At 27.9% G+C, this 18774-nt stretch carries 19 protein-coding genes; 18 read left to right on the plus strand and 1 reads right to left on the minus strand.

Annotated elements, in window-relative coordinates:
• Nucleotides 1-42 precede the first annotated feature (42 nt).
• The 8 genes from alaS to JNUCC81_RS04545 all read left to right on the plus strand — a co-directional run bounded on the left by alaS (nucleotide 43) and on the right by JNUCC81_RS04545 (nucleotide 10122).
• Entirely contained in the window at nucleotides 43-2688 is a 2646-nt protein-coding gene (alaS, locus tag JNUCC81_RS04510; protein ID WP_454095483.1) for an alanine--tRNA ligase, read from the plus strand.
• 21 nt (nucleotides 2689-2709) lie between these two features.
• Nucleotides 2710-2967 (plus strand): IreB family regulatory phosphoprotein, encoded by a 258-nt coding sequence (locus JNUCC81_RS04515; RefSeq protein ID WP_208332000.1) that lies wholly within the window; start codon nucleotides 2710-2712, stop codon nucleotides 2965-2967.
• Nucleotides 2968-2976: 9 nt separating this feature from the next.
• Complete coding sequence (locus JNUCC81_RS04520) at nucleotides 2977-5148, plus strand: hypothetical protein (protein WP_454095484.1); 2172 nt, start codon at nucleotides 2977-2979, stop codon at nucleotides 5146-5148.
• Nucleotides 5149-5270: 122 nt separating this feature from the next.
• Complete coding sequence (locus JNUCC81_RS04525; RefSeq protein WP_454095485.1) at nucleotides 5271-7442, plus strand: hypothetical protein; 2172 nt, start codon at nucleotides 5271-5273, stop codon at nucleotides 7440-7442.
• A 227-nt stretch (nucleotides 7443-7669) separates the two neighbouring features.
• Nucleotides 7670-8095, plus strand: coding sequence for a Holliday junction resolvase RuvX (gene ruvX / locus JNUCC81_RS04530; protein ID WP_208332003.1), 426 nt, complete (start codon nucleotides 7670-7672; stop codon nucleotides 8093-8095).
• 69 nt (nucleotides 8096-8164) lie between these two features.
• On the plus strand, nucleotides 8165-8440 hold the full coding sequence (locus JNUCC81_RS04535; RefSeq protein ID WP_454095486.1) for a DUF1292 domain-containing protein: 276 nt from the start codon (nucleotides 8165-8167) through the stop codon (nucleotides 8438-8440).
• Between the two features lie 249 nt (nucleotides 8441-8689).
• The gene (locus tag JNUCC81_RS04540) at nucleotides 8690-9589 is read left to right on the plus strand and encodes an LCP family protein (RefSeq protein ID WP_454095487.1); all 900 of its coding nucleotides are present in this window, start codon (nucleotides 8690-8692) and stop codon (nucleotides 9587-9589) included.
• Between the two features lie 92 nt (nucleotides 9590-9681).
• Nucleotides 9682-10122, plus strand: coding sequence for a Fur family transcriptional regulator (locus JNUCC81_RS04545; protein WP_208332005.1), 441 nt, complete (start codon nucleotides 9682-9684; stop codon nucleotides 10120-10122).
• Nucleotides 10123-10152: 30 nt separating this feature from the next.
• Here the strand turns inward: JNUCC81_RS04545 and JNUCC81_RS04550 are convergent, their stop codons facing one another.
• Nucleotides 10153-10890 carry a metal-dependent hydrolase gene (locus JNUCC81_RS04550; RefSeq protein WP_454095488.1) on the minus strand — a complete coding sequence of 246 codons (738 nt, stop codon included), beginning with the start codon at nucleotides 10888-10890 and terminating at the stop codon, nucleotides 10153-10155.
• Nucleotides 10891-11104: 214 nt separating this feature from the next.
• Here JNUCC81_RS04550 and JNUCC81_RS04555 point away from each other — a divergent pair, with 214 nt between their 5' ends.
• From JNUCC81_RS04555 to scpB, 10 genes are all read left to right on the plus strand, one after another.
• Nucleotides 11105-12778 (plus strand): ribonuclease J, encoded by a 1674-nt coding sequence (locus JNUCC81_RS04555; RefSeq protein WP_208332007.1) that lies wholly within the window; start codon nucleotides 11105-11107, stop codon nucleotides 12776-12778.
• A gap of 74 nt (nucleotides 12779-12852) precedes the next feature.
• Nucleotides 12853-13188, plus strand: coding sequence for a YlbF family regulator (locus tag JNUCC81_RS04560; RefSeq protein WP_454095489.1), 336 nt, complete (start codon nucleotides 12853-12855; stop codon nucleotides 13186-13188).
• A 52-nt stretch (nucleotides 13189-13240) separates the two neighbouring features.
• Nucleotides 13241-13528: a DUF503 domain-containing protein gene (locus JNUCC81_RS04565; RefSeq protein ID WP_454095490.1), complete on the plus strand. Its 288-nt coding sequence runs from the start codon at nucleotides 13241-13243 to the stop codon at nucleotides 13526-13528.
• Between the two features lie 157 nt (nucleotides 13529-13685).
• A complete protein-coding gene (gene chbG, locus JNUCC81_RS04570) occupies nucleotides 13686-14438 on the plus strand; it encodes a chitin disaccharide deacetylase (RefSeq protein WP_454095491.1) in 753 nt (250 codons plus the stop codon).
• A 129-nt stretch (nucleotides 14439-14567) separates the two neighbouring features.
• Entirely contained in the window at nucleotides 14568-14873 is a 306-nt protein-coding gene (locus tag JNUCC81_RS04575) for a PTS sugar transporter subunit IIB (RefSeq protein ID WP_454095492.1), read from the plus strand.
• Between the two features lie 266 nt (nucleotides 14874-15139).
• Complete coding sequence (locus JNUCC81_RS04580) at nucleotides 15140-15334, plus strand: CD1290 family small acid-soluble spore protein (RefSeq protein WP_208332011.1); 195 nt, start codon at nucleotides 15140-15142, stop codon at nucleotides 15332-15334.
• A 58-nt stretch (nucleotides 15335-15392) separates the two neighbouring features.
• Nucleotides 15393-16544 (plus strand): D-alanyl-D-alanine carboxypeptidase family protein, encoded by a 1152-nt coding sequence (locus JNUCC81_RS04585; RefSeq protein ID WP_454095493.1) that lies wholly within the window; start codon nucleotides 15393-15395, stop codon nucleotides 16542-16544.
• Nucleotides 16545-16779: 235 nt separating this feature from the next.
• Nucleotides 16780-17370 carry a site-2 protease family protein gene (locus JNUCC81_RS04590; RefSeq protein WP_208334784.1) on the plus strand — a complete coding sequence of 197 codons (591 nt, stop codon included), beginning with the start codon at nucleotides 16780-16782 and terminating at the stop codon, nucleotides 17368-17370.
• A gap of 16 nt (nucleotides 17371-17386) precedes the next feature.
• Nucleotides 17387-18109: a segregation and condensation protein A gene (locus JNUCC81_RS04595; RefSeq protein ID WP_454095494.1), complete on the plus strand. Its 723-nt coding sequence runs from the start codon at nucleotides 17387-17389 to the stop codon at nucleotides 18107-18109.
• A gap of 4 nt (nucleotides 18110-18113) precedes the next feature.
• Nucleotides 18114-18650, plus strand: a complete 537-nt coding sequence (gene scpB / locus JNUCC81_RS04600) for an SMC-Scp complex subunit ScpB (RefSeq protein WP_454095495.1) — start codon at nucleotides 18114-18116, stop codon at nucleotides 18648-18650.
• Nucleotides 18651-18774: the final 124 nt, after the last annotated feature.

Here is an 18774-nt window from a genome sequence, read left to right on the forward strand (position 1 = left end):
ATATGATCGAAGCGAATTTTTAATATATAGGAGGATGTTAATATGCAACAAATGGGATTAAATGAAATAAGAAGTAAATTCTTAAAATTCTTTGAATCTAAAGGTCACTATGTAAAGGAAAGTGCGTCTTTAGTACCACATAACGATAAAAGTTTATTACTTATAAACTCAGGTATGGCACCACTTAAAAACTACTTTGCAGGAGTTGAAGTGCCACCAAGTAAAAGAATGACTACTTGTCAAAAATGTATAAGAACTGGTGATATAGAAAATGTAGGAAAGACTGCAAGACATGGTACTTTCTTTGAAATGTTAGGAAACTTCTCATTTGGAGATTACTTTAAGAGAGAATCTATAAGATGGGGATGGGAGTTCGTTACAGAGCATTTACATATGCCTGAAGAAAAGATATGGGTTACAGTGTACGAAGAAGATGATGATTCATATGACTTATGGGCAAAAGAAATGGGATTCCCTGAAGAAAGATTAGTTAGACTTGGAAAAGATGATAACTTCTGGGAAATAGGTATAGGACCTTGTGGACCATGTTCAGAAATACATTATGATAGAGGACCAGAATATGGATGTGACAATCCAGATTGTAAACCAGGATGTGATTGCGATAGATACTTAGAATTCTGGAACCATGTATTTACTCAATTTGATAGAGATGAAAATGGTAACTATGGACAATTAGAGCATAAAAATATAGATACAGGTATGGGATTAGAGAGAATGGCTTGTATAATGCAAGACGTTGATAATATATTTGAAGTGGATACAATAAGACAAATAATAAGTGCTATAGAAAAAGCTGCTAATGTAGAATATGGAAAAGGCATGAAAAAAGATGTTTCTGTAAGAATAATAACTGACCATATAAGAGCTGTAAGTTTCTTAGTAGCAGATGGAGTACTTCCATCAAATGAAGGTAGAGGATATGTACTAAGAAGATTATTAAGACGTGCTGCTCGTCATGGAAAGTTACTTGGAATAAAAGAAAACTTCTTATTCAAATTAGTTGATGAAGTTATAAAAGTAAGTGGAGAAGCTTACCCAGAACTAGTTGAAAAAGAAAGCTACATCAAAAAAGTTATAAGAATAGAAGAAGAAAAATTCAATGAAACTATAGATCAAGGTAGTGAAATACTAGCTTCTTATATAGCTGAGTTAAAAGAAAATAAAGAAACTACTTTAAGTGGAGAAAATGCATTTAAATTATATGACACTTATGGATTCCCAATCGATTTAACTAAAGAAATATTAGAAGAAGAAAATCTTTTAATAGATGAAGAAGCTTTCAACGAAGAAATGAATAAGCAAAGAGAAAGAGCTAGAAGTGCTAGAGGAAATATGGATGGAGAAAGTTGGAAAGAAGATCCATTATCTAAATTAGATTCTTCTGTTGCTAGTGAATTTGACGGATATAAAGAATTAGAAAATAAAGGGATAGCTAAAGCTATAGTTGTAGACAATGAAATAGTAGAAAGTGCGGAAGCTGGACAAAATGTAGTTATAGTACTAGATAAAACAACATTCTACCCAGAAGGTGGAGGACAGTCAGGAGACTGTGGAGTTTTAGTAAATGATGATGAAGATATAGTAATAGAAATAACTGATACAAGAAAAGGTGCTAATAACACTATAAAACACATAGGAACTGTTAAGTCAGGAAAAGTAAATAATGGTGAAGTATTAAAGACAATAGTAAATAAAGAAGTAAGAATGGCTTCTGCTAGAAACCATAGTGCTACTCACTTATTACACAAAGTATTAAAAGAAGTATTAGGAGATCATGTTAACCAAGCAGGATCACTTGTTACTCCAGAAAGATTAAGATTTGATGTTACTCATTTTGAAGCTATAACAAAAGATGAATTAAAAGTTATAGAAGAAAAAGTAAATGAAGCAATATTAGAAGCTTTAGATATAAATTGTGAAAATATGACTATAAATGAAGCGAAAGAAAAAGGAGCTACAGCTCTATTTGGCGAAAAGTATGGTAATGAGGTAAGGGTTGTTTCAATGGGAGACTTCTCAATAGAACTTTGTGGAGGAACACACTTAACTAATACTTCTCAAGTAGGAATGTTTAAGATATTATCTGAAGGTGGAGTTGCTGCTGGTGTTAGAAGAATAGAAGCTATAACAGGTAAAGCAGTATATGAATACTTAAGAGAAAAAGAAGCGTTAATAGCTGAAGTTTCATCAAACTTAAAAACTAAAGAAGATAGTTTAGCTCAAAGAGTAACTAATCTTTTAGAAGAAAATAAAAACTTATCTAAAGAATTACATGATGTAAAAACTAAGATGAGCTTACAAAATGTAGACTCAGTTCTTGATTCTAAAGTAGATATAAATGGAGTTAATCTAGTAGCTACTAAGTTTGAAGGTATGGATATGAATACACTTAAAGAAGTTGCAGATAAATTAAGAGATAAGTTAGATTCTGGTGTAGTAGTTCTTGCAAATGTAGTTGATGATAAAGTAAACTTCGTTGTTACTGCTACAAATGATGTAATAACTAAAGGAATACATTCAGGTAATATAGTTAGAGAAGTTGCAAAAATAGCTGGTGGAAAAGGTGGAGGAAGACCTAACATGGCACAAGCGGGAGCAACTGATATAAATAAAGTTGATGAAGCTCTAAACTATGCAAGTGAGGTTGTTAAAACACAAGTAAAATAATTACTTTAGGAGGTTTTTAACATGGAAAAAGATTTAGATTATACTACAAAATTTGAAAGTATAACAGAAGATAAAATGAGCGTTTCTGAGGCAATAGATGTTGTATATGAAGCATTAGTTGAAAAAGGATATAACCCTATAAATCAAATTATAGGATACCTTCTTTCAGGTGATTCAAGTTATGTAACTAGTCATAAAAATGCTAGGAATATAATTAAAAAATTTGAAAGAGATGAGATACTTGAAGAAGTAATCACGTACTATCTTAACAGAAAGTAGGTCAATCTAATGAAAAAAAAGATTGTATCATTATTAGCATCAATTTTATTAGTATTAGTTTCTGTTACTGGGTATAGCTTTGCCGATGAAAAAGGCAAAGTTATATTTATTGATATGAATAGAACTAATCTTATAAATATGCTTAAGATACCTTCTCTAGAAAATGAACTATCAACTAGAGGATATATAGGTCTTATGAATATAAGAGGTGATAAAGGAACTGATGATAGAAGGTCCTTTGCAAGTATGGGTGCTGGAGGTAGAGCTAATGTATCAACCGAAATGAATATTAATTTTGAAGAGATTAATGAAGATGCAAAAGAAACTTTCAAAGCAGCAACTGGAAAATCACCAAAAAAAATAAATGACCTGACTATAAATAAATCAATAAATGAAAACATAGAAAATGGTCAATATGGATCAGTACTAGGGTCTCTTGGTCAAACACTATCTGAAAATAAATTAAAAGTTGCTTTACTTGGTAATTCAGATATTATTGAAAATGGTGAACTGATAAAAAATAGAGATTTAGGTTTAGTTTGTATGGACCAGTATGGTAGAATAGATGCTGGCAATATAGATAACATAAACATAAAAAATTCAAGTATGCCATTTGGAATACAAACTGATTATGATAAACTAATTAAAGAAACTAAAGAAAATTATAAAAATAATGATACTCTATTTATAGATTTAGGAGACACGTACAGACTAGATTTATATAAAAGTTATTTAAATGATCATACATTTTCAAGTATGAAAAAGAGTGTTTATAAAAATATTGATAAATACTTAAAAGAAGTATTTGAAATGGTAGGAGAAAATGATACAGTCTATATATCTAGTGGATTCCCAAGTGATATAGACTATAAAAATAAAAGAAGACTATCTCCAATAATTAAGTTTAAAGGAGAGAGTAAAGGTGTATTATCTTCAGCTACAACAAGAAGAGATGGTATAGTTGCAAATATAGATATAGGAGTAGATATACTAAACGAATTTGGTCTTAAAAATGATGTCATGGTAGGTAAAAGTTATAGTCTTATAGAAAAAGACGATAATGTAGAATATTTATCAGATGAATTTGAAAAAATAGTTACAATAGCTGATATAAGAACAAATGTTATAAACGGATTTGTTAGTGTAATATCTATATCATGGGTAGTTGCAATGTGCTTAATATTTATTAGAGACAAAATAACTAACCAAGAAAAAGTATTTTCAGTGCTAAAAGAGTTTATAAAATTAGGAATAATAATGCCATTATCATTATTAGTAGCTCCTATATTTAACTTACAAACACCAGTTACTATAACTTGCGGAATACTTTTAACAACGTTAGCATTTTATGTTTTAGGTAGATGGTTATTTAAAGAAGACTTAAAGCAAATGGGATTCTTTGCATTTTTAACAATACTTGTTATAACTGTTGACTCTGTATTTGGAACTTACTTAATGAAAAATAATATAATGAGTTATGATGCAATAATTGGTGCTAGATACTATGGTATAGGAAATGAATATGAAGGTGTTACAATAGCATCAGCAGTATTTGCCCTAGCAGTACTTTTAAATTACAAGAAAATTCCTAAGTGGTTAGTAGTAGTATTTTCACTTATTATACTTATAACTAGTGCATATCCATCAATGGGAGCTAACGTAGGTGGAGCTATATCAGAATGTGTAGCCTATTTATTATTCATATTATTAATATTTGATGTTAAAATGGATTTTAAAAAGGTTGTACTATTAGGGATAGCTGCAGTAGTAGTAGTCGTAGTATTTGCAGTGTTAGATTTAGTATCAGGAAGTGAATCTCATTTAGGATTATTTGTAAAACAAATATTATTAAATGGGCCAGAAGCTATAATTCAGACATTTGGTAGAAAGATACAAATGAACATGAAGTTAGCTCAAAGTAGTGTATGGGTAAATATTTTACTTGCTGGAATAGGTATAATAGGAATACTTATATTTAGACCATCTAGACACTTTAGAACAATAGCTAAGAAATATCCTATATTATTTAAAGGATTTGTTGCATCTATTGTAGGATGTTTTGTTACACTATTAGTTAATGATTCAGGAATAGTAGCAGCAGCTACAGCATCCATTTATATACTTATACCGCTTATAATAATAAGTATAAATATGATGATATTTGATGATAAAAAAAGTTAAAACTTTAAAATAAGGTTAGCCAGGAGAATTACCTGGCTAATTTTTATTTATAAATTAAATAATGATGTAATAACTAAATAAATATATTCAGGTAATATAGTTATAGAAAGTAGGTCAATCTAATGAATAAAAAAATTGTATCATTATTAGCATCAATTTTATTAGTATTAGTTTCTGTTACTGGGTATAGCTTTGCTGATGAAAAAGGTAAAGTTATATTTATTGATATGAACAGAACTAACCTTATAAATATGCTTAAGATACCTTCTCTAGAAAATGAATTATCAACTAGAGGATATATAGGTCTTATGAATATAAGAGGTGATAAAGGAACTGATGATAGAAGGTCCTTTGCGAGTATGGGCGCTGGTGGTAGAGCTAGTGTATCTACAGAAATGAATATTAATTTTGAAGAGATTAATGAAGATGCAAAAGCAAGTTTTAAAGCGACAACTGGAAAATCACCAAAAAAAATAAATAATCAAACTATAAATAAATCAATAAATGAAAATGCAGATAATGGTCAGTATGGATCAGTGCTAGGTTCTCTTGGTCAAACACTATCTGAAAATAAATTAAAAGTTGCTTTACTTGGTAATGCAGATATTATTGAAAATGGAGAACTAGTAAAAAATAGAGATTTAGGTTTAGTTTGTATGGATCAGTACGGTAGAATAGATGCTGGTAATATAGATAATATAAATACTAAAAATTCAAGTATGCCATTTGGAATACAAACTGATTATGATAAATTAATCAAAGAAACTAAGGAAAACTATAAAAATAGTGATGCATTATTTATAGAATTAGGAGATACAAATAGACTAGATTTATATAAAAGCTATTTAAATGACCATACATTTGCAAGTATGAAAAAAAGTATTTATAAAAATATTGATAAATACTTAAAAGAAGTATTTGAAATGTTAGGAGAAAATGATACTGTTTATATAACTAGTGGATTTCCAAGTGACATAGACTATAAAAATAGAAGAAGATTATCTCCAATAATTAAATTTAAAGGAAACAACAAAGGATTATTATCTTCATCTACAACAAGAAGAGATGGAATTGTTGCTAATTTGGATGTTGGTGTAGACATATTAAATGAATTTGGACTTACTAATGATGATATGGTAGGTAAAAACTATGAACTAGTAAATAAAGAAGATAATACTGGATATATATTAGATGAATATGAGAAGATAGTATCTATATCTAGCATACGATCAACTATTATAAATGGATTTGTAGGTATTGTATCTGCATCTTGGGTGATAGCCATGGTTTTAGTGTTATTTAGAGATAGAATATCTCATAAGGAGAAAGTTTTTAATTTATTAAAAGAATTTATAAAACTAGGATTTATATTACCAATATCTTTCCTAATAGCTCCAGTACTTAATTTAAAAACACCAGAGTCTATTTCATCAGGTATAATTTTAACAACGCTAGTATTATACATTATAGGTAGAAAAGTATTAAAAGATGATGTAAAGCATATGGCATTCTTTTCTATTATAACAATACTAGTTATAGCCTTTGACTCTATATTTGGTACATATTTAATGAAAAGTAGCATAATGAGTTATGATGCTATAATTGGTGCAAGATACTATGGTATGGGTAATGAATATCAAGGTATTGCAATTGGTAGTGCAATTTTTGGATTAGCAGTTTTACTTGATTATAAAAAGATACCAAAATGGGCTATAGCAGTTTTAAGTCTTATAATACTAATTACAACAGCATCTCCAGCGATGGGAGCTAATGTTGGAGCTGCAATATCAGAGTGTGTAGCATATTTATTATTAGTTTTATTAATATTTGATGTTAAACTTGACCTTAAGAAAGTTATACTGTTGGGAATGGCAGCTGTAGGTGTAGTAGTAGTTTTTGCAGCTATAGATATAATATCAGGAAGTGAGTCCCATTTATCAGGATTTGTTAAACAAATTATGTTAAATGGACCGAGTGAAATAGTTCAAACATTTGGTAGAAAAATACAAATGAACTTAAAATTAGCTCAAACTAGTGTATGGGTAAATATTTTGCTAGCAGGTGTAGGTATAATTGGAGTACTTATATTTAGACCTACAAGACATTTTAGATTGATAGCTAATAAGTATCCATTTATATTTAAAGGATTTATAGCTACTATGGTAGGATGTGTTGTTACACTTTTAGTTAATGATTCAGGAATAATAGCAGCAGCTACAGCATCTATTTATATACTTATACCACTGATAATAATAAGTATAAATATGATGATATTTGATGATAAAAAAAGTTAAAAATTTAAAATAAGGTTAGTCAGGATAATTACCTGGCTAATTTTTATATACTAGAATGTTTTGATGAGTGATTATTAAAGAAAATCAGATATATATTTATATAAACTAAATAAATATATACAATTTAAGCAATAATAAGTATATTAGTAGCTATACATAATAGTATAATATATGGTATTCTAAGTTTATTAAATTAATATAACACAAGCACTATAAGGAGAAAACATATGTTAGACGGAAGAATAATGGGTCTTGATGTAGGAGATAAAACTATTGGAGTTGCAGTAAGTGACTTAATGGGATTAACTGCACAAGGTGTAAAAACTGTTAAAAGGATAGGAAAGAAAAAAGACATAGAGGAATTAAAGTCAATAATAAAGGAAAGACAAGTTAATAAAATAGTTTCTGGGCTTCCAAAGAATATGAATGGAACACTTGGACCACAAGGTGAAAAAGTAATAAAGTTTTGTGAATTACTAGAAGAAGAAACTGGAATAAAAATTGAATACTGGGATGAGAGATTATCTACAGTAGCAGCTGAAAGAACTCTAATACAAGGAAATGTAAGAAGAGAAAATAGAAAAAGTGTAATAGATATGGTTGCAGCTGTTATAATTTTACAAGGATATTTAGATAGACAAAGAAATTTTTAAAACACCTATAAAATTATATCTTTATGATATATAATATAAATAACAAATAATGAATCAGAGGTGAATCGCATGCAAGAAAACATAATAAGTTTAGTTGATGAAAACGGAGTTGAAGCTCAATTTGAAATAATATTAACTCTAGAAGCAGAAGAAAAGGAATACGCTATATTAATGCCTGTTGAAGATGAAGAAGCAGAAGAAGCATTAATATTTAGAATAGACCAAGATGAAGAAGGAGAAATATTAGTTCCTTTAGAAGATGATGCAGAATACGAAATAGTTGTAGATGTATACAATACATTAATGGAAGAAGAAGGATTAAACTTCGACGAAGACGAGCAATAATATATAATTTATAACTTGTAGCTTCTTAAAATCAAATTTGATTTTAAGAAGCTTTTTTTGTATATAAATTAATTAATAGATAAATGATATATTTATATGCAAAAAATGATTAAAAAATAATTGATTTAAATATAACTTACAAAAAAATCATAACAAGTAAATATATTGTAATTTATATAATACGGGTAATTTTTAGATTAAGAGGAGAAAATAAAAAATATAAATCTAATCTTAAAAGGCAGTGATAAAATGACAAAATTAAAAAACATATTAATTTTATCTTTAGCATTTATATTTATGATATGTTCAAATAATGTTTATGCTGAAGATGAATTTAATGAAGTTTCTAATCAAAAAAAAGTAGATAATATATTGTTAATAGGTAGAGATAGTCTTAGTAATAAAGGACCATCAAGGTCAGACTCAATGATAATTCTAACTATTGATAACCTTAATAAGTCTTTAAAATTAACTTCCTTAGTAAGGGATACTTTAGTTGATATACCAGGTAAAGGCCGTGAAAAATTAAATCATGCATATGCTTATGGTGGAGAAGAATTACTAATTCAAACTATTAATAAAAATTTTAATTTAGATATAACCGATTATGCACTTGTAGATTTTAAATCATTTATTGACGTGGTAGATGTTTTAGGTGGTGTTGAAGTAGATATTAAAGAAGGCGAAATTAACCATTTAAATAAGTTTATTAAAACATGTTATGGTTTCAATGACTCAAATAAGGGTAATATTAAGTATATAGAAAATAAAGGGATTAATAATTTAAATGGATATCAAGCATTAGCTTATGCTAGAATTAGAAAAATAGACACAATATACAAAAGAGATGAAAGACAAAGAGCGATTTTAACTAGCATAGCTAATAAATTGTCAAATACATCTATAACTAAATACCCTAAAGTAATTAAAAGTGTATTAAAGCATGTAGATGTTAATATAGCTTTAGATAAAATAATGAAACTAGCATTTTCAGCACATGAACTTGCAAGTTATGATATTAAACAACTAGAGTTTCCACTTGCAGATTATAGAGAAGAAGGAAGATTAAATGAAGATGGAATGTATGTGGTTAAATGGAATATAGATAAGAATTTAGAGGTTCTACACAACTTCATTTATGGCAATTAACAAAAAGAACGTTTTCTTAAATGTTGACAAAAACTTGATTATCAATTAAAATAATTAATAAAGATTATCAATTGAAAAATAAGGGTGATATTATGATTAATACAATGGATATATTAAAAGAAAAATTAAAAGAAACAGGATTTAAAATTACTCCACAAAGGAGAGCTATAGTAGACATACTACTTAAAAATAATTCAGAGCATCTAAGCAGTGAAGAAATTTATGATTTAGTAAGAGTAGACTGTCCAGAAATAGGGCTTGCTACTGTTTATAGAACAATGCAACTACTAGATGAAATAGGAGTAATATCAAAACTTAACTTAGATGACGGATGTATAAGATATGAACTTAGTTTAGATAGACAAGATTGTCATAATCATCATCATCTTATTTGTAAAAGCTGTGGAAAGATAATGGAAGCACAGGAAGATTTATTAGATAATATTGAAAATCAAATACAAGAATTATATAAATTTAAAATATTAGACCATGATGTTAAATTCTATGGGTTATGTGATGCATGTAGTAAATAATACTATAAAAATGTAAGTCCCAAATGGGACTTACATTTTTATTATAGTGAAAATTATACAACTTACTAATAACAGCACAAATAGCATTTCTAATATATTATTAAACCCACTTCCAACCCTAAAAAACCCTAAAGAGAATTTTTTATTACTTATTGGATATAAAATAGGAATTCCTGATTTTGTAAATAAATCGCCTAAAAATAGATGACTAGCATAACTAATAGTACCAAAAAAGGCCAAATTAGATATATTATATATTAGTTCTATTTGTTTTAATAGAAAATATATTAACACGGTAGCAAATATACTATGAGAAAAACTTCTATGTTTAAGCCAAGGGAAAGTTGCTAGCATTAGGCAAAAAATTGAAAAATATATTTTTACATTTATTAAATAAAGACATATAGCTAAAAAAACAAATATTAGAGATAAGAAAATCTTTCTAAGTAATGTATGAGTTAACTTAGCTTCTATTATTATAATAGCTATAAATGTCACTGCAGAGCTTATATAAAAATTATCGTTTATTTTTAAAGATATAAAGAAGATTACTATGTTTATCAAGTATATTGCCAGCTTTAGTATAAACTTAGATACATTCTTTTTTAAAAAGAAGTCTGAAACGATAGAATTAGATTCATCTAAGTCTGGAAGTATTGAGAAAAAAGCAGACAAGATAAGATTAAAGATAGAAATAGGTATTTTAAAAAGTAGAGAAGCTTGTATAACACTTAAAACACCTATGGCACAGTGGGTTTTACCTCTCATATGTCCTCCTTTAATTTGGTATATTATAATCAGAGAATATCAGAATAGGATAACTTTGTCAAAATAATACAATAAATGTATTTTAAATATTACTTAAATTATAGCAGGAAATATGGTACAATGATAATAACTGGTAAAGAGTGCGTGATTTGATATTATCTAAATTATAGAACGTGTTGAAATTTAAGAAAAACTGAATAGACAGAAGGAGATGATGCAATTGTTCAAGAAAAATGCCAATAAAATAAAGATAATGGCACTAGGTGGGCTTAACGAAGTCGGAAAAAACATGACTCTGGTTGAGTATAAAGATGAAATAATTGTAATAGATGCTGGGCTTAGTTTCCCAGGAGATGATATGTTGGGGGTAGACATAGTCATACCTGATATAACTTATTTAATAAAAAATAAGGATAAAGTAAAAGGTATATTTATTACACATGGACATGAAGACCATATCGGGGCTCTTCCATATATATTAAGAAAGATAAATGTACCTATATATGGATCAAAACTTAGTGTAGGGCTTATACAAGTTAAGCTAAAAGAGCATAAAATGAATAATGTTAAGCTAAACGTTATAACGCCAAAGCAAATGATAAAGCTTAACAATATGGAAATAGAGTTTATAAAGAACAATCATAGTATACCAGATGCTTGCTCTATAGCTGTTCATACGGATCAAGGGATAATATATCATACAGGAGATTTTAAGATAGATTATACTCCTATGGATGGAGAAGTTATGGATATACCAAGAATCTGTGAACTTGGTAAAAAAGGAGTACTTTTATTATTAGCAGAAAGTACTAATGCCAAAAGACCAGGATATACTATGTCAGAAAGAATAGTAAGCTCAAGACTAGAGGATTTATTTAGAAAAGCTAGTAATAGCAGAATAATAGTTGCAACATTTGCATCTAACATACACAGGCTACAACAGATAATAAATACAGCGGAAAAGTTTAATAGAAAAGTAGCGGTGTCAGGAAGATCTATGGTAAATGTAGTTAATGTTGCTAGAGAGCTAGAATATATAGATATCCCAGATAATATGTTAATAGACCTAAATGATTTATCTAAATATGAAGATAATGAAATAGTTTTAATAACAACAGGATCTCAAGGAGAGCCAATGTCAGCTTTAGCTAGAATGGCAAGTGCTGAACATAAAAAAGTAGAAATAAAAAATGGAGATTTAATAATAATATCAGCTCATCCAATACCAGGAAATGAGAAACCAATATCAAAAGTAATAGACTTCTTATTTGAAAAAGGAGCAGAAGTAGTTTATGACGAAGCAGACATACATGTTTCTGGGCATGCTTGCCAAGAAGAATTAAAGCTTATTCATAGAATAACTAAACCTAAATTCTTTATGCCAGTTCATGGTGAATATAGAATGTTAAAGAAACATGCTGAATTAGCAGAAGAATTAGGAATGCCAAGTCAAAATATATTTATAAATAAAACTGGAGAAGTTTTAGAGATAGATAGAAATTCAGCTAAGGTAGTTGGAAATATACCAACAGGAAATGTATTAGTTGATGGATTAGGTGTTGGAGATGTAGGGAATATAGTATTAAGAGATAGAAAACATTTATCAGAAGATGGACTGATGATAGTAGTAGTAACAATATCAAAAGAAGACGGAAAAGTATTAGCAGGACCAGATATTATATCTAGAGGATTTGTATATGTAAGAGAATCAGAAGATTTAATGGATGGAGCAAAAAATGTAATTAAGCAAGTCTTAAAAGACTGTGAAGATAGAAACATAAAAGAGTGGGCTTATTTAAAGAATAATATAAAAGAAAACTTAAAAGAGTACCTATACCAAAAGACAAAGAGAAATCCAATGATACTTCCTATAATAATGGAGGTATAATTATAAGAGATTGAATATAATTTATTATATTCAATCTTTTTTATTGAAGTAATATATAATATCTGGAGGTTTTTATGGGAGTTTATGATACAGCTACAAAGTTAGCTAGTGAAATAAAAAATAGTAAAGAGTATAAAGATTTTAGAAAGTCTATGAAAGAAGTTAAATCTGATAAAGAATGTGAGGAGCTTCTAAAAGATTATAGATTAACTCAAATGCAAATTCAAAGCTATGCCATGAAGAATCAACAAATAGATAAAAAAACTAATACTAAGATAGAAAACACAAAAAAGAAAGTAACAAATAATAAAAAACTGTATAATTACTTAACTAATGAGCAAAAACTAACTTTAATGATGGATAATATAAATAAAATATTAGCTCAGGCAGTGGAAAAAGATTATAAATAGTTAATATTAACAGATGAAAATTATTATATAAACAAAAGAAAGGTAAATTACTATGAAAATATTAGTAATGAAAATAAATCTTAGAGCTAGTTGGGTACATTCATTAAAAGAAAAAAGAATGGTAGTAAAAAGCTTAGTTAAAAAATTACAAAATAATTTTAATGCATCTGTTTGCGAAATAGAAAATCAAGATTTGCATCAAAGAATTACAATAGGAATAGCATCAATATTTCTAGACTCTAGACAAGGAGATTTTACTAGAGAAAAAATTTTAAATTTTATAGATGCAAATACAGATGCAGAAATAATAGAAATTGAAGATGAGATCAATGACTATTAAATAAAAAAGCTTAGAGAAATCTAAGCTTTTTTGTATATGATTAAATGTATATACATTATCGTAAAAAACAGTTGACTTACATATAAAAACGATGGTACGTTATAATAAAAGTAATACTTTATAGTTTAGTATTGTAGAAATAGGGGATGGTATAAGTATGACAAAACTAATAATAAACGCAGATGATTTTGGGTATAGCGAAGGTGTTAATCTAGGTATAATATCAGCATACAAAAATGGAGTAGTAAGTTCCACTACTATGATGAGTGCAATGCCAGGGTTTGAACAAGGAGTAGAGTTATTAAAAGAAAATCCAGGATTAGGATGTGGAGTTCATATGACTTTAAGCTGTTATAAACCTCTACTTAAAAAGCATAAAACAATCGTAGATGAAAATGGATACTTTTATAAAAGGATTACAAATGAATCTTTAGAAGATATGGACATAGATGAAATATACGAAGAATTTTGTGCTCAAATAGACAGGGTAATACAATACGGTATAAAGATAACTCACTTAGATAGTCATCATCATGTACATGGATTATTAAAATTAAATCCAGTAATCAAAAAAATATTAAACAAGTACAAGCTACCAATTAGAGGCGGATTTGAGTATAATCTAGATTATAAAAAAATAATACCTGTTGTAGATACTTTTTATGATAATAATGTAGACTATGATTATTTTGAAAAAAATATAGAAGAATTAAAGAAATATGAAATAGCAGATATAATGACTCATCCAGCTTTTATAGATGAATTTTTATTAAATTCAACTTCTTATGCTATACCAAGAGCTAAAGAGCATAAGATATTAACGTCTGAAAATGTAAAAAAAGTACTAGAAGAAAATGATATAGCTTTAGTTAATTATAGTGATAAAAATATTTTAGACAATAAAAATTAAATGTATAGACAATTAAAAATAAATAGTGTATTATTATAATATATTAAAAAACGTTTTCAAAAAGTAGATGATATAATACTAAATAAATATTAAGTACTCAGGTACACTAAATACTAGGAGGGAAATATTATGATAAGAATAATGTTAGCTTGTTCAGCAGGTATGTCAACATCTTTATTAGTAACAAAAATGGAAGCAGCAGCAAAGGAAAAAGGAATAGAAGCAAAAATTTGGGCTATAAGTGAAGCTAATATAGATAAAGAAATAGGAAACTTTGATGTTTTATTACTAGGACCACAAGTTAGATTTATGTTAGAAAAAGCTAAGAAGATAGTAGATGGAAAAGCACCAGTTGAGGTTATAAACATGTCTCATTACGGAATGTGTAATGGAGCAGCTGTATTAGATAGAGCTATAGAATTAGCAGGAAAATAATTAGATTTTAGAGGATGCCAAAAGGCATCCTTTTTTTATAGAAAGCTATATTTTGAGAAAATGTATATCGCTGGTAATAAGAACGTAGAATTTTGAGCAACGGATGTGACCGAAGCAATAGCGAGTGTCATATCGTTGGCGACATGAGTGTAGCCGACTACGAAGTAGATTAAGCGAAACGAGTTTTTACAAAAAATAACAATTATAAAAGCTGAATATTAGTAGAAAATAATTACATATAAATAAATGCTAATAGGAGGCTAAAAATGAATAATATAGCAAACCATAACGCAAGAATGGCTTTAAAACAAGTAAGAATGGAAATAGCAGCAGACTATGGTATGGATTATGAATATGCATTTGACATAATAGAAAATGCACACAATGATGGAGCTTTAGCTAGTCATTTTAGAAAGTTAGAAAATAAAAAAAATACTCATCAAGTAAAACATCACCAATAGAATAAAAAAATGTAAATGGTAGAAAATAAGTTTAAATAAATATTAAGAGGTGACGTTGATGAAAAAACTGACTAGTATAGCTATGACTATGTTACTTGCTTTAATGCCTATGAATATAGCTTTTGCAGGTGATCCTAGTGCTACCATAAATATATCATCAAAATCTGCAATATTGATGGATGTAGGAAGTGGACAGATTCTTTATGAAAAGAATGCACATGATAAGTTACCGCCAGCTAGTGTAACAAAAGTAATGACAATGTTATTAATATGTGAAGCACTAGATTCAGGTAAAGTAAAATTAGAGGATAAAGTACAAATAAGCGAAAATGCTGCAAGTATGGGTGGAAGCCAAATATTTTTAGAACCAGGAGAAACTCAAGATGTTAATACCCTTTTAAAAGGTATAGCAGTAGCTTCAGCAAATGATGGCTGTGTTGCTATGGCAGAACATATAGCAGGTAGTGTAGAGGCCTTTGTAGATATGATGAATAAAAAAGCACAAGAATTAGGAATGAAGGATACTCATTTTGCAAACACTAACGGTTTACCAGTAGATGACCATTACACATCAGCACATGATATAGCTTTAATGTCTAGGGAATTATTAAAACATGAAGCTATACACAAGTATTTAACAACTTGGATGGACAAAGTTGTAGTAGGTAAAAAACAAGCTACAATAGGACTTGCTAATACTAATAAACTTGTAAAACATTATCAAGGTGCTACTGGAGTTAAAACAGGATTTACTCAACAAGCAAAATATTGTTTATCAGCTGCAGCTAAAAGAGGAGAAACTCATTTAGTAGCTGCAACACTTGGAGCTGAGACATCGCCAGAAAGATTTAAAGATGCAACTGACTTACTTAACTATGGGTTTGCAAATTATGAAAGTGTAAAATTATGTGCTAAAGATGACAACGTAGCTACTTTAACATTAGATAAAGCTAGGGACAATAAAGTAAATCTAGTAGCTAAAGAAAGTTTAACAGCATTAATTAAAAAAGGAAGTAATAAGGATTTCACTAAAAAAATAAAAGTTTATGATAATCCTCAACTTCCAATTAAAAAAGGAACTACTTTAGGAAAATTAGAAATTTATAAAGATAAAAAACTTATAGGGCAAGTAGATTTGGTAAATACAAAGGATATAAATAAAGCAAGTTATCTACAAATGCTTCAAAGAGTTATAGACAATATGATGTAAAGTAAAAGAAGTCGAAAGACTTCTTTTTTACATTTAACAAAACTATAATACATCATAGATAATTTATTAACTTAAGTAATATAAATGCATTAATAGTAAGTAAAAAAAAGATTTTAAGCAACTAACAGAGTAGTTAGAGATAAGAGCAGAGTGAATTTTATATATATAAAAACTTTGATTATACATTTGTAAATTGGTATAATAGTATTAAAATCGAAATTTAGGAGAGATAAATATGAATTCTTTAAGTAATATATTAGTGAGCTTAGTTGCAATAGTAATTGCAATAACTGTTCATGAATTTGGACATGCTTACTCAGCGCATTTATTAGGTGATGATACGGCTAAAATGCAGGGTAGAATGACCTTAGACCCAGCAAAACATTTAGATCCTATTGGAATTATAATGATGCTTATTTTTAAAATAGGTTGGGCAAGACCTGTTCCAGTAAACCCTAATAATTTTAAAAATTATAAGGTTGGAAATGTATTAGTTTCATTATCAGGTGCATTAGGAAACATATTAACTGCTATAGTTTGTATGATGTTAAATAAGGTTGTTCGTATGGAAGCAATTAATATGATATTAGGAATGACTATGTTGTATAATATAAGCTTTGCAGCTTTTAATTTACTTCCGATACCACCACTTGATGGATGGGGAGTAATATCATCATTTATACCATATAAGTACAATGAGTTTGTTTATAAATATGAAAGTATGAGTACTTTTTTATTTTTACTTTTAATAATTACAGATTTCCATTTAATAATTATGGGACCTATATATAATGTAATAGTAAAGATAGTATATTTATTTGCATAGGACTGAGGGAAACTAGATGAAGTATAATATACAGTTACAAGTTTATGAAGGGCCTTTGGATTTATTGTATGACTTAATATCTAAGCAAAAGATTGATATAAAAGATATATCAATAATAGAGATAACTAAGCAATATATACAATATTTATCAATGCTTGAAAAAATGGATTTAGAAATAACTAGTGAGTTTATAACAATGGCTTCTAAACTTTTAGAAGTAAAATCTAAATACTTATTGTATAAGCAAAAAGATGACGAAGAAATAGAAGATCCAAGATTAGAACTTGCAAGGCAATTAGAAGAATATAAACAGTTTAAATTAGCAGCAGAAGATTTAAAAGAAAATGTTAGCTATGTAAACGAATTATTCTATAGAAAAAAAGAAGAGATAATAGTTGATGAAAGTGTAGACTTAAGTGATATATCGATAGAAGCTATAAAAAATATACTTCCATATATACTAAAGGTTAAAACATCAGAATCAGATGAAGTAAAAGATGAAAGACTAGATAAAATAGTAAAGGGAAGAATCATATCTGTTGAAGAAAAGATAAGTTATATAAGAAATATTATAAACGAAAAATCAGAAGTAAGATTTACTAAAGTAATACAAGATTGTGATAAAGATGAAGTTATAGCAACATTTTTATCAATACTTGAATTAATAAAAGCAAAAGAAATAATAGTAGCTCAAGATATATTCTTTGATGATATACTAATAAAGAAAAGCTCGGAGTGATAAAATGAGACGTGAAGATATAAAAAATATTATAGAATCAGTTATGTTTGCATATGGAGATCCTATAAGTATAAAAGAATTAAATTATATAATAAACGAAGATTTAGCAAGTAAAGAAATAGAATTTATGCTTCATTCTCTTATGGAGGAATATAAGGAAAATAATAGAGGAATACAAATAATAAAATTAGAAAACAAGTACCAAATGTGCACAAATAAAGAGTACGCTTCTTTTATCAAAAAAGTGCTTGAACCAAAGAAAAAGAAGAGTTTAAGTCAAGCAACTCTTGAAACTCTTACTATAGTTGCCTATAAGCAACCAATAACAAAGGTTGAAATAGAAGATATAAGAGGGGTTAAGTGTGATAAGGTACTGCAAACACTTTTAGAAAATGATTTAATAGTAGAAGCAGGTAGACTTAATAGAATAGGGAAGCCAATAATATATAAAACTACAAATGAATTTTTAAAATTATTAAGTATAGAAAAATTAGAAGACTTACCTCCAATTGAAAATTATAAAGATGCTGTAAGTGAATAAAAGTTAAAAGACTGCATTAGATTAAAAATCTAATGCAGTCTTTTTTTATATAAATACTTAACTTATGTAAAATGTTTTTAGTTAAAAATAATAATTATTTCCAATTAAAATGGAAATATTATTG

The organism is Faecalimicrobium sp. JNUCC 81, from assembly GCF_053667625.1.

Excerpts from the sequence above, each read along its gene's own strand:
- alaS (WP_454095483.1), top strand. The coding sequence starts at position 43 with ATGCAACAAATGGGATTAAATGAAATAAGAAGTAAATTCTTAAAATTC.
- JNUCC81_RS04515 (WP_208332000.1), top strand. The coding sequence starts at position 2,710 with ATGGAAAAAGATTTAGATTATACTACAAAATTTGAAAGTATAACAGAA.
- JNUCC81_RS04520 (WP_454095484.1), top strand. The coding sequence starts at position 2,977 with ATGAAAAAAAAGATTGTATCATTATTAGCATCAATTTTATTAGTATTA.
- JNUCC81_RS04525 (WP_454095485.1), top strand. The coding sequence starts at position 5,271 with ATGAATAAAAAAATTGTATCATTATTAGCATCAATTTTATTAGTATTA.
- ruvX (WP_208332003.1), top strand. The coding sequence starts at position 7,670 with ATGTTAGACGGAAGAATAATGGGTCTTGATGTAGGAGATAAAACTATT.
- JNUCC81_RS04535 (WP_454095486.1), top strand. The coding sequence starts at position 8,165 with ATGCAAGAAAACATAATAAGTTTAGTTGATGAAAACGGAGTTGAAGCT.
- JNUCC81_RS04540 (WP_454095487.1), top strand. The coding sequence starts at position 8,690 with ATGACAAAATTAAAAAACATATTAATTTTATCTTTAGCATTTATATTT.
- JNUCC81_RS04545 (WP_208332005.1), top strand. The coding sequence starts at position 9,682 with ATGATTAATACAATGGATATATTAAAAGAAAAATTAAAAGAAACAGGA.
- JNUCC81_RS04550 (WP_454095488.1), bottom strand. The coding sequence starts at position 10,890 with ATGAGAGGTAAAACCCACTGTGCCATAGGTGTTTTAAGTGTTATACAA.
- JNUCC81_RS04555 (WP_208332007.1), top strand. The coding sequence starts at position 11,105 with ATGCAATTGTTCAAGAAAAATGCCAATAAAATAAAGATAATGGCACTA.
- JNUCC81_RS04560 (WP_454095489.1), top strand. The coding sequence starts at position 12,853 with ATGGGAGTTTATGATACAGCTACAAAGTTAGCTAGTGAAATAAAAAAT.
- JNUCC81_RS04565 (WP_454095490.1), top strand. The coding sequence starts at position 13,241 with ATGAAAATATTAGTAATGAAAATAAATCTTAGAGCTAGTTGGGTACAT.
- chbG (WP_454095491.1), top strand. The coding sequence starts at position 13,686 with ATGACAAAACTAATAATAAACGCAGATGATTTTGGGTATAGCGAAGGT.
- JNUCC81_RS04575 (WP_454095492.1), top strand. The coding sequence starts at position 14,568 with ATGATAAGAATAATGTTAGCTTGTTCAGCAGGTATGTCAACATCTTTA.
- JNUCC81_RS04580 (WP_208332011.1), top strand. The coding sequence starts at position 15,140 with ATGAATAATATAGCAAACCATAACGCAAGAATGGCTTTAAAACAAGTA.
- JNUCC81_RS04585 (WP_454095493.1), top strand. The coding sequence starts at position 15,393 with ATGAAAAAACTGACTAGTATAGCTATGACTATGTTACTTGCTTTAATG.
- JNUCC81_RS04590 (WP_208334784.1), top strand. The coding sequence starts at position 16,780 with ATGAATTCTTTAAGTAATATATTAGTGAGCTTAGTTGCAATAGTAATT.
- JNUCC81_RS04595 (WP_454095494.1), top strand. The coding sequence starts at position 17,387 with ATGAAGTATAATATACAGTTACAAGTTTATGAAGGGCCTTTGGATTTA.
- scpB (WP_454095495.1), top strand. The coding sequence starts at position 18,114 with ATGAGACGTGAAGATATAAAAAATATTATAGAATCAGTTATGTTTGCA.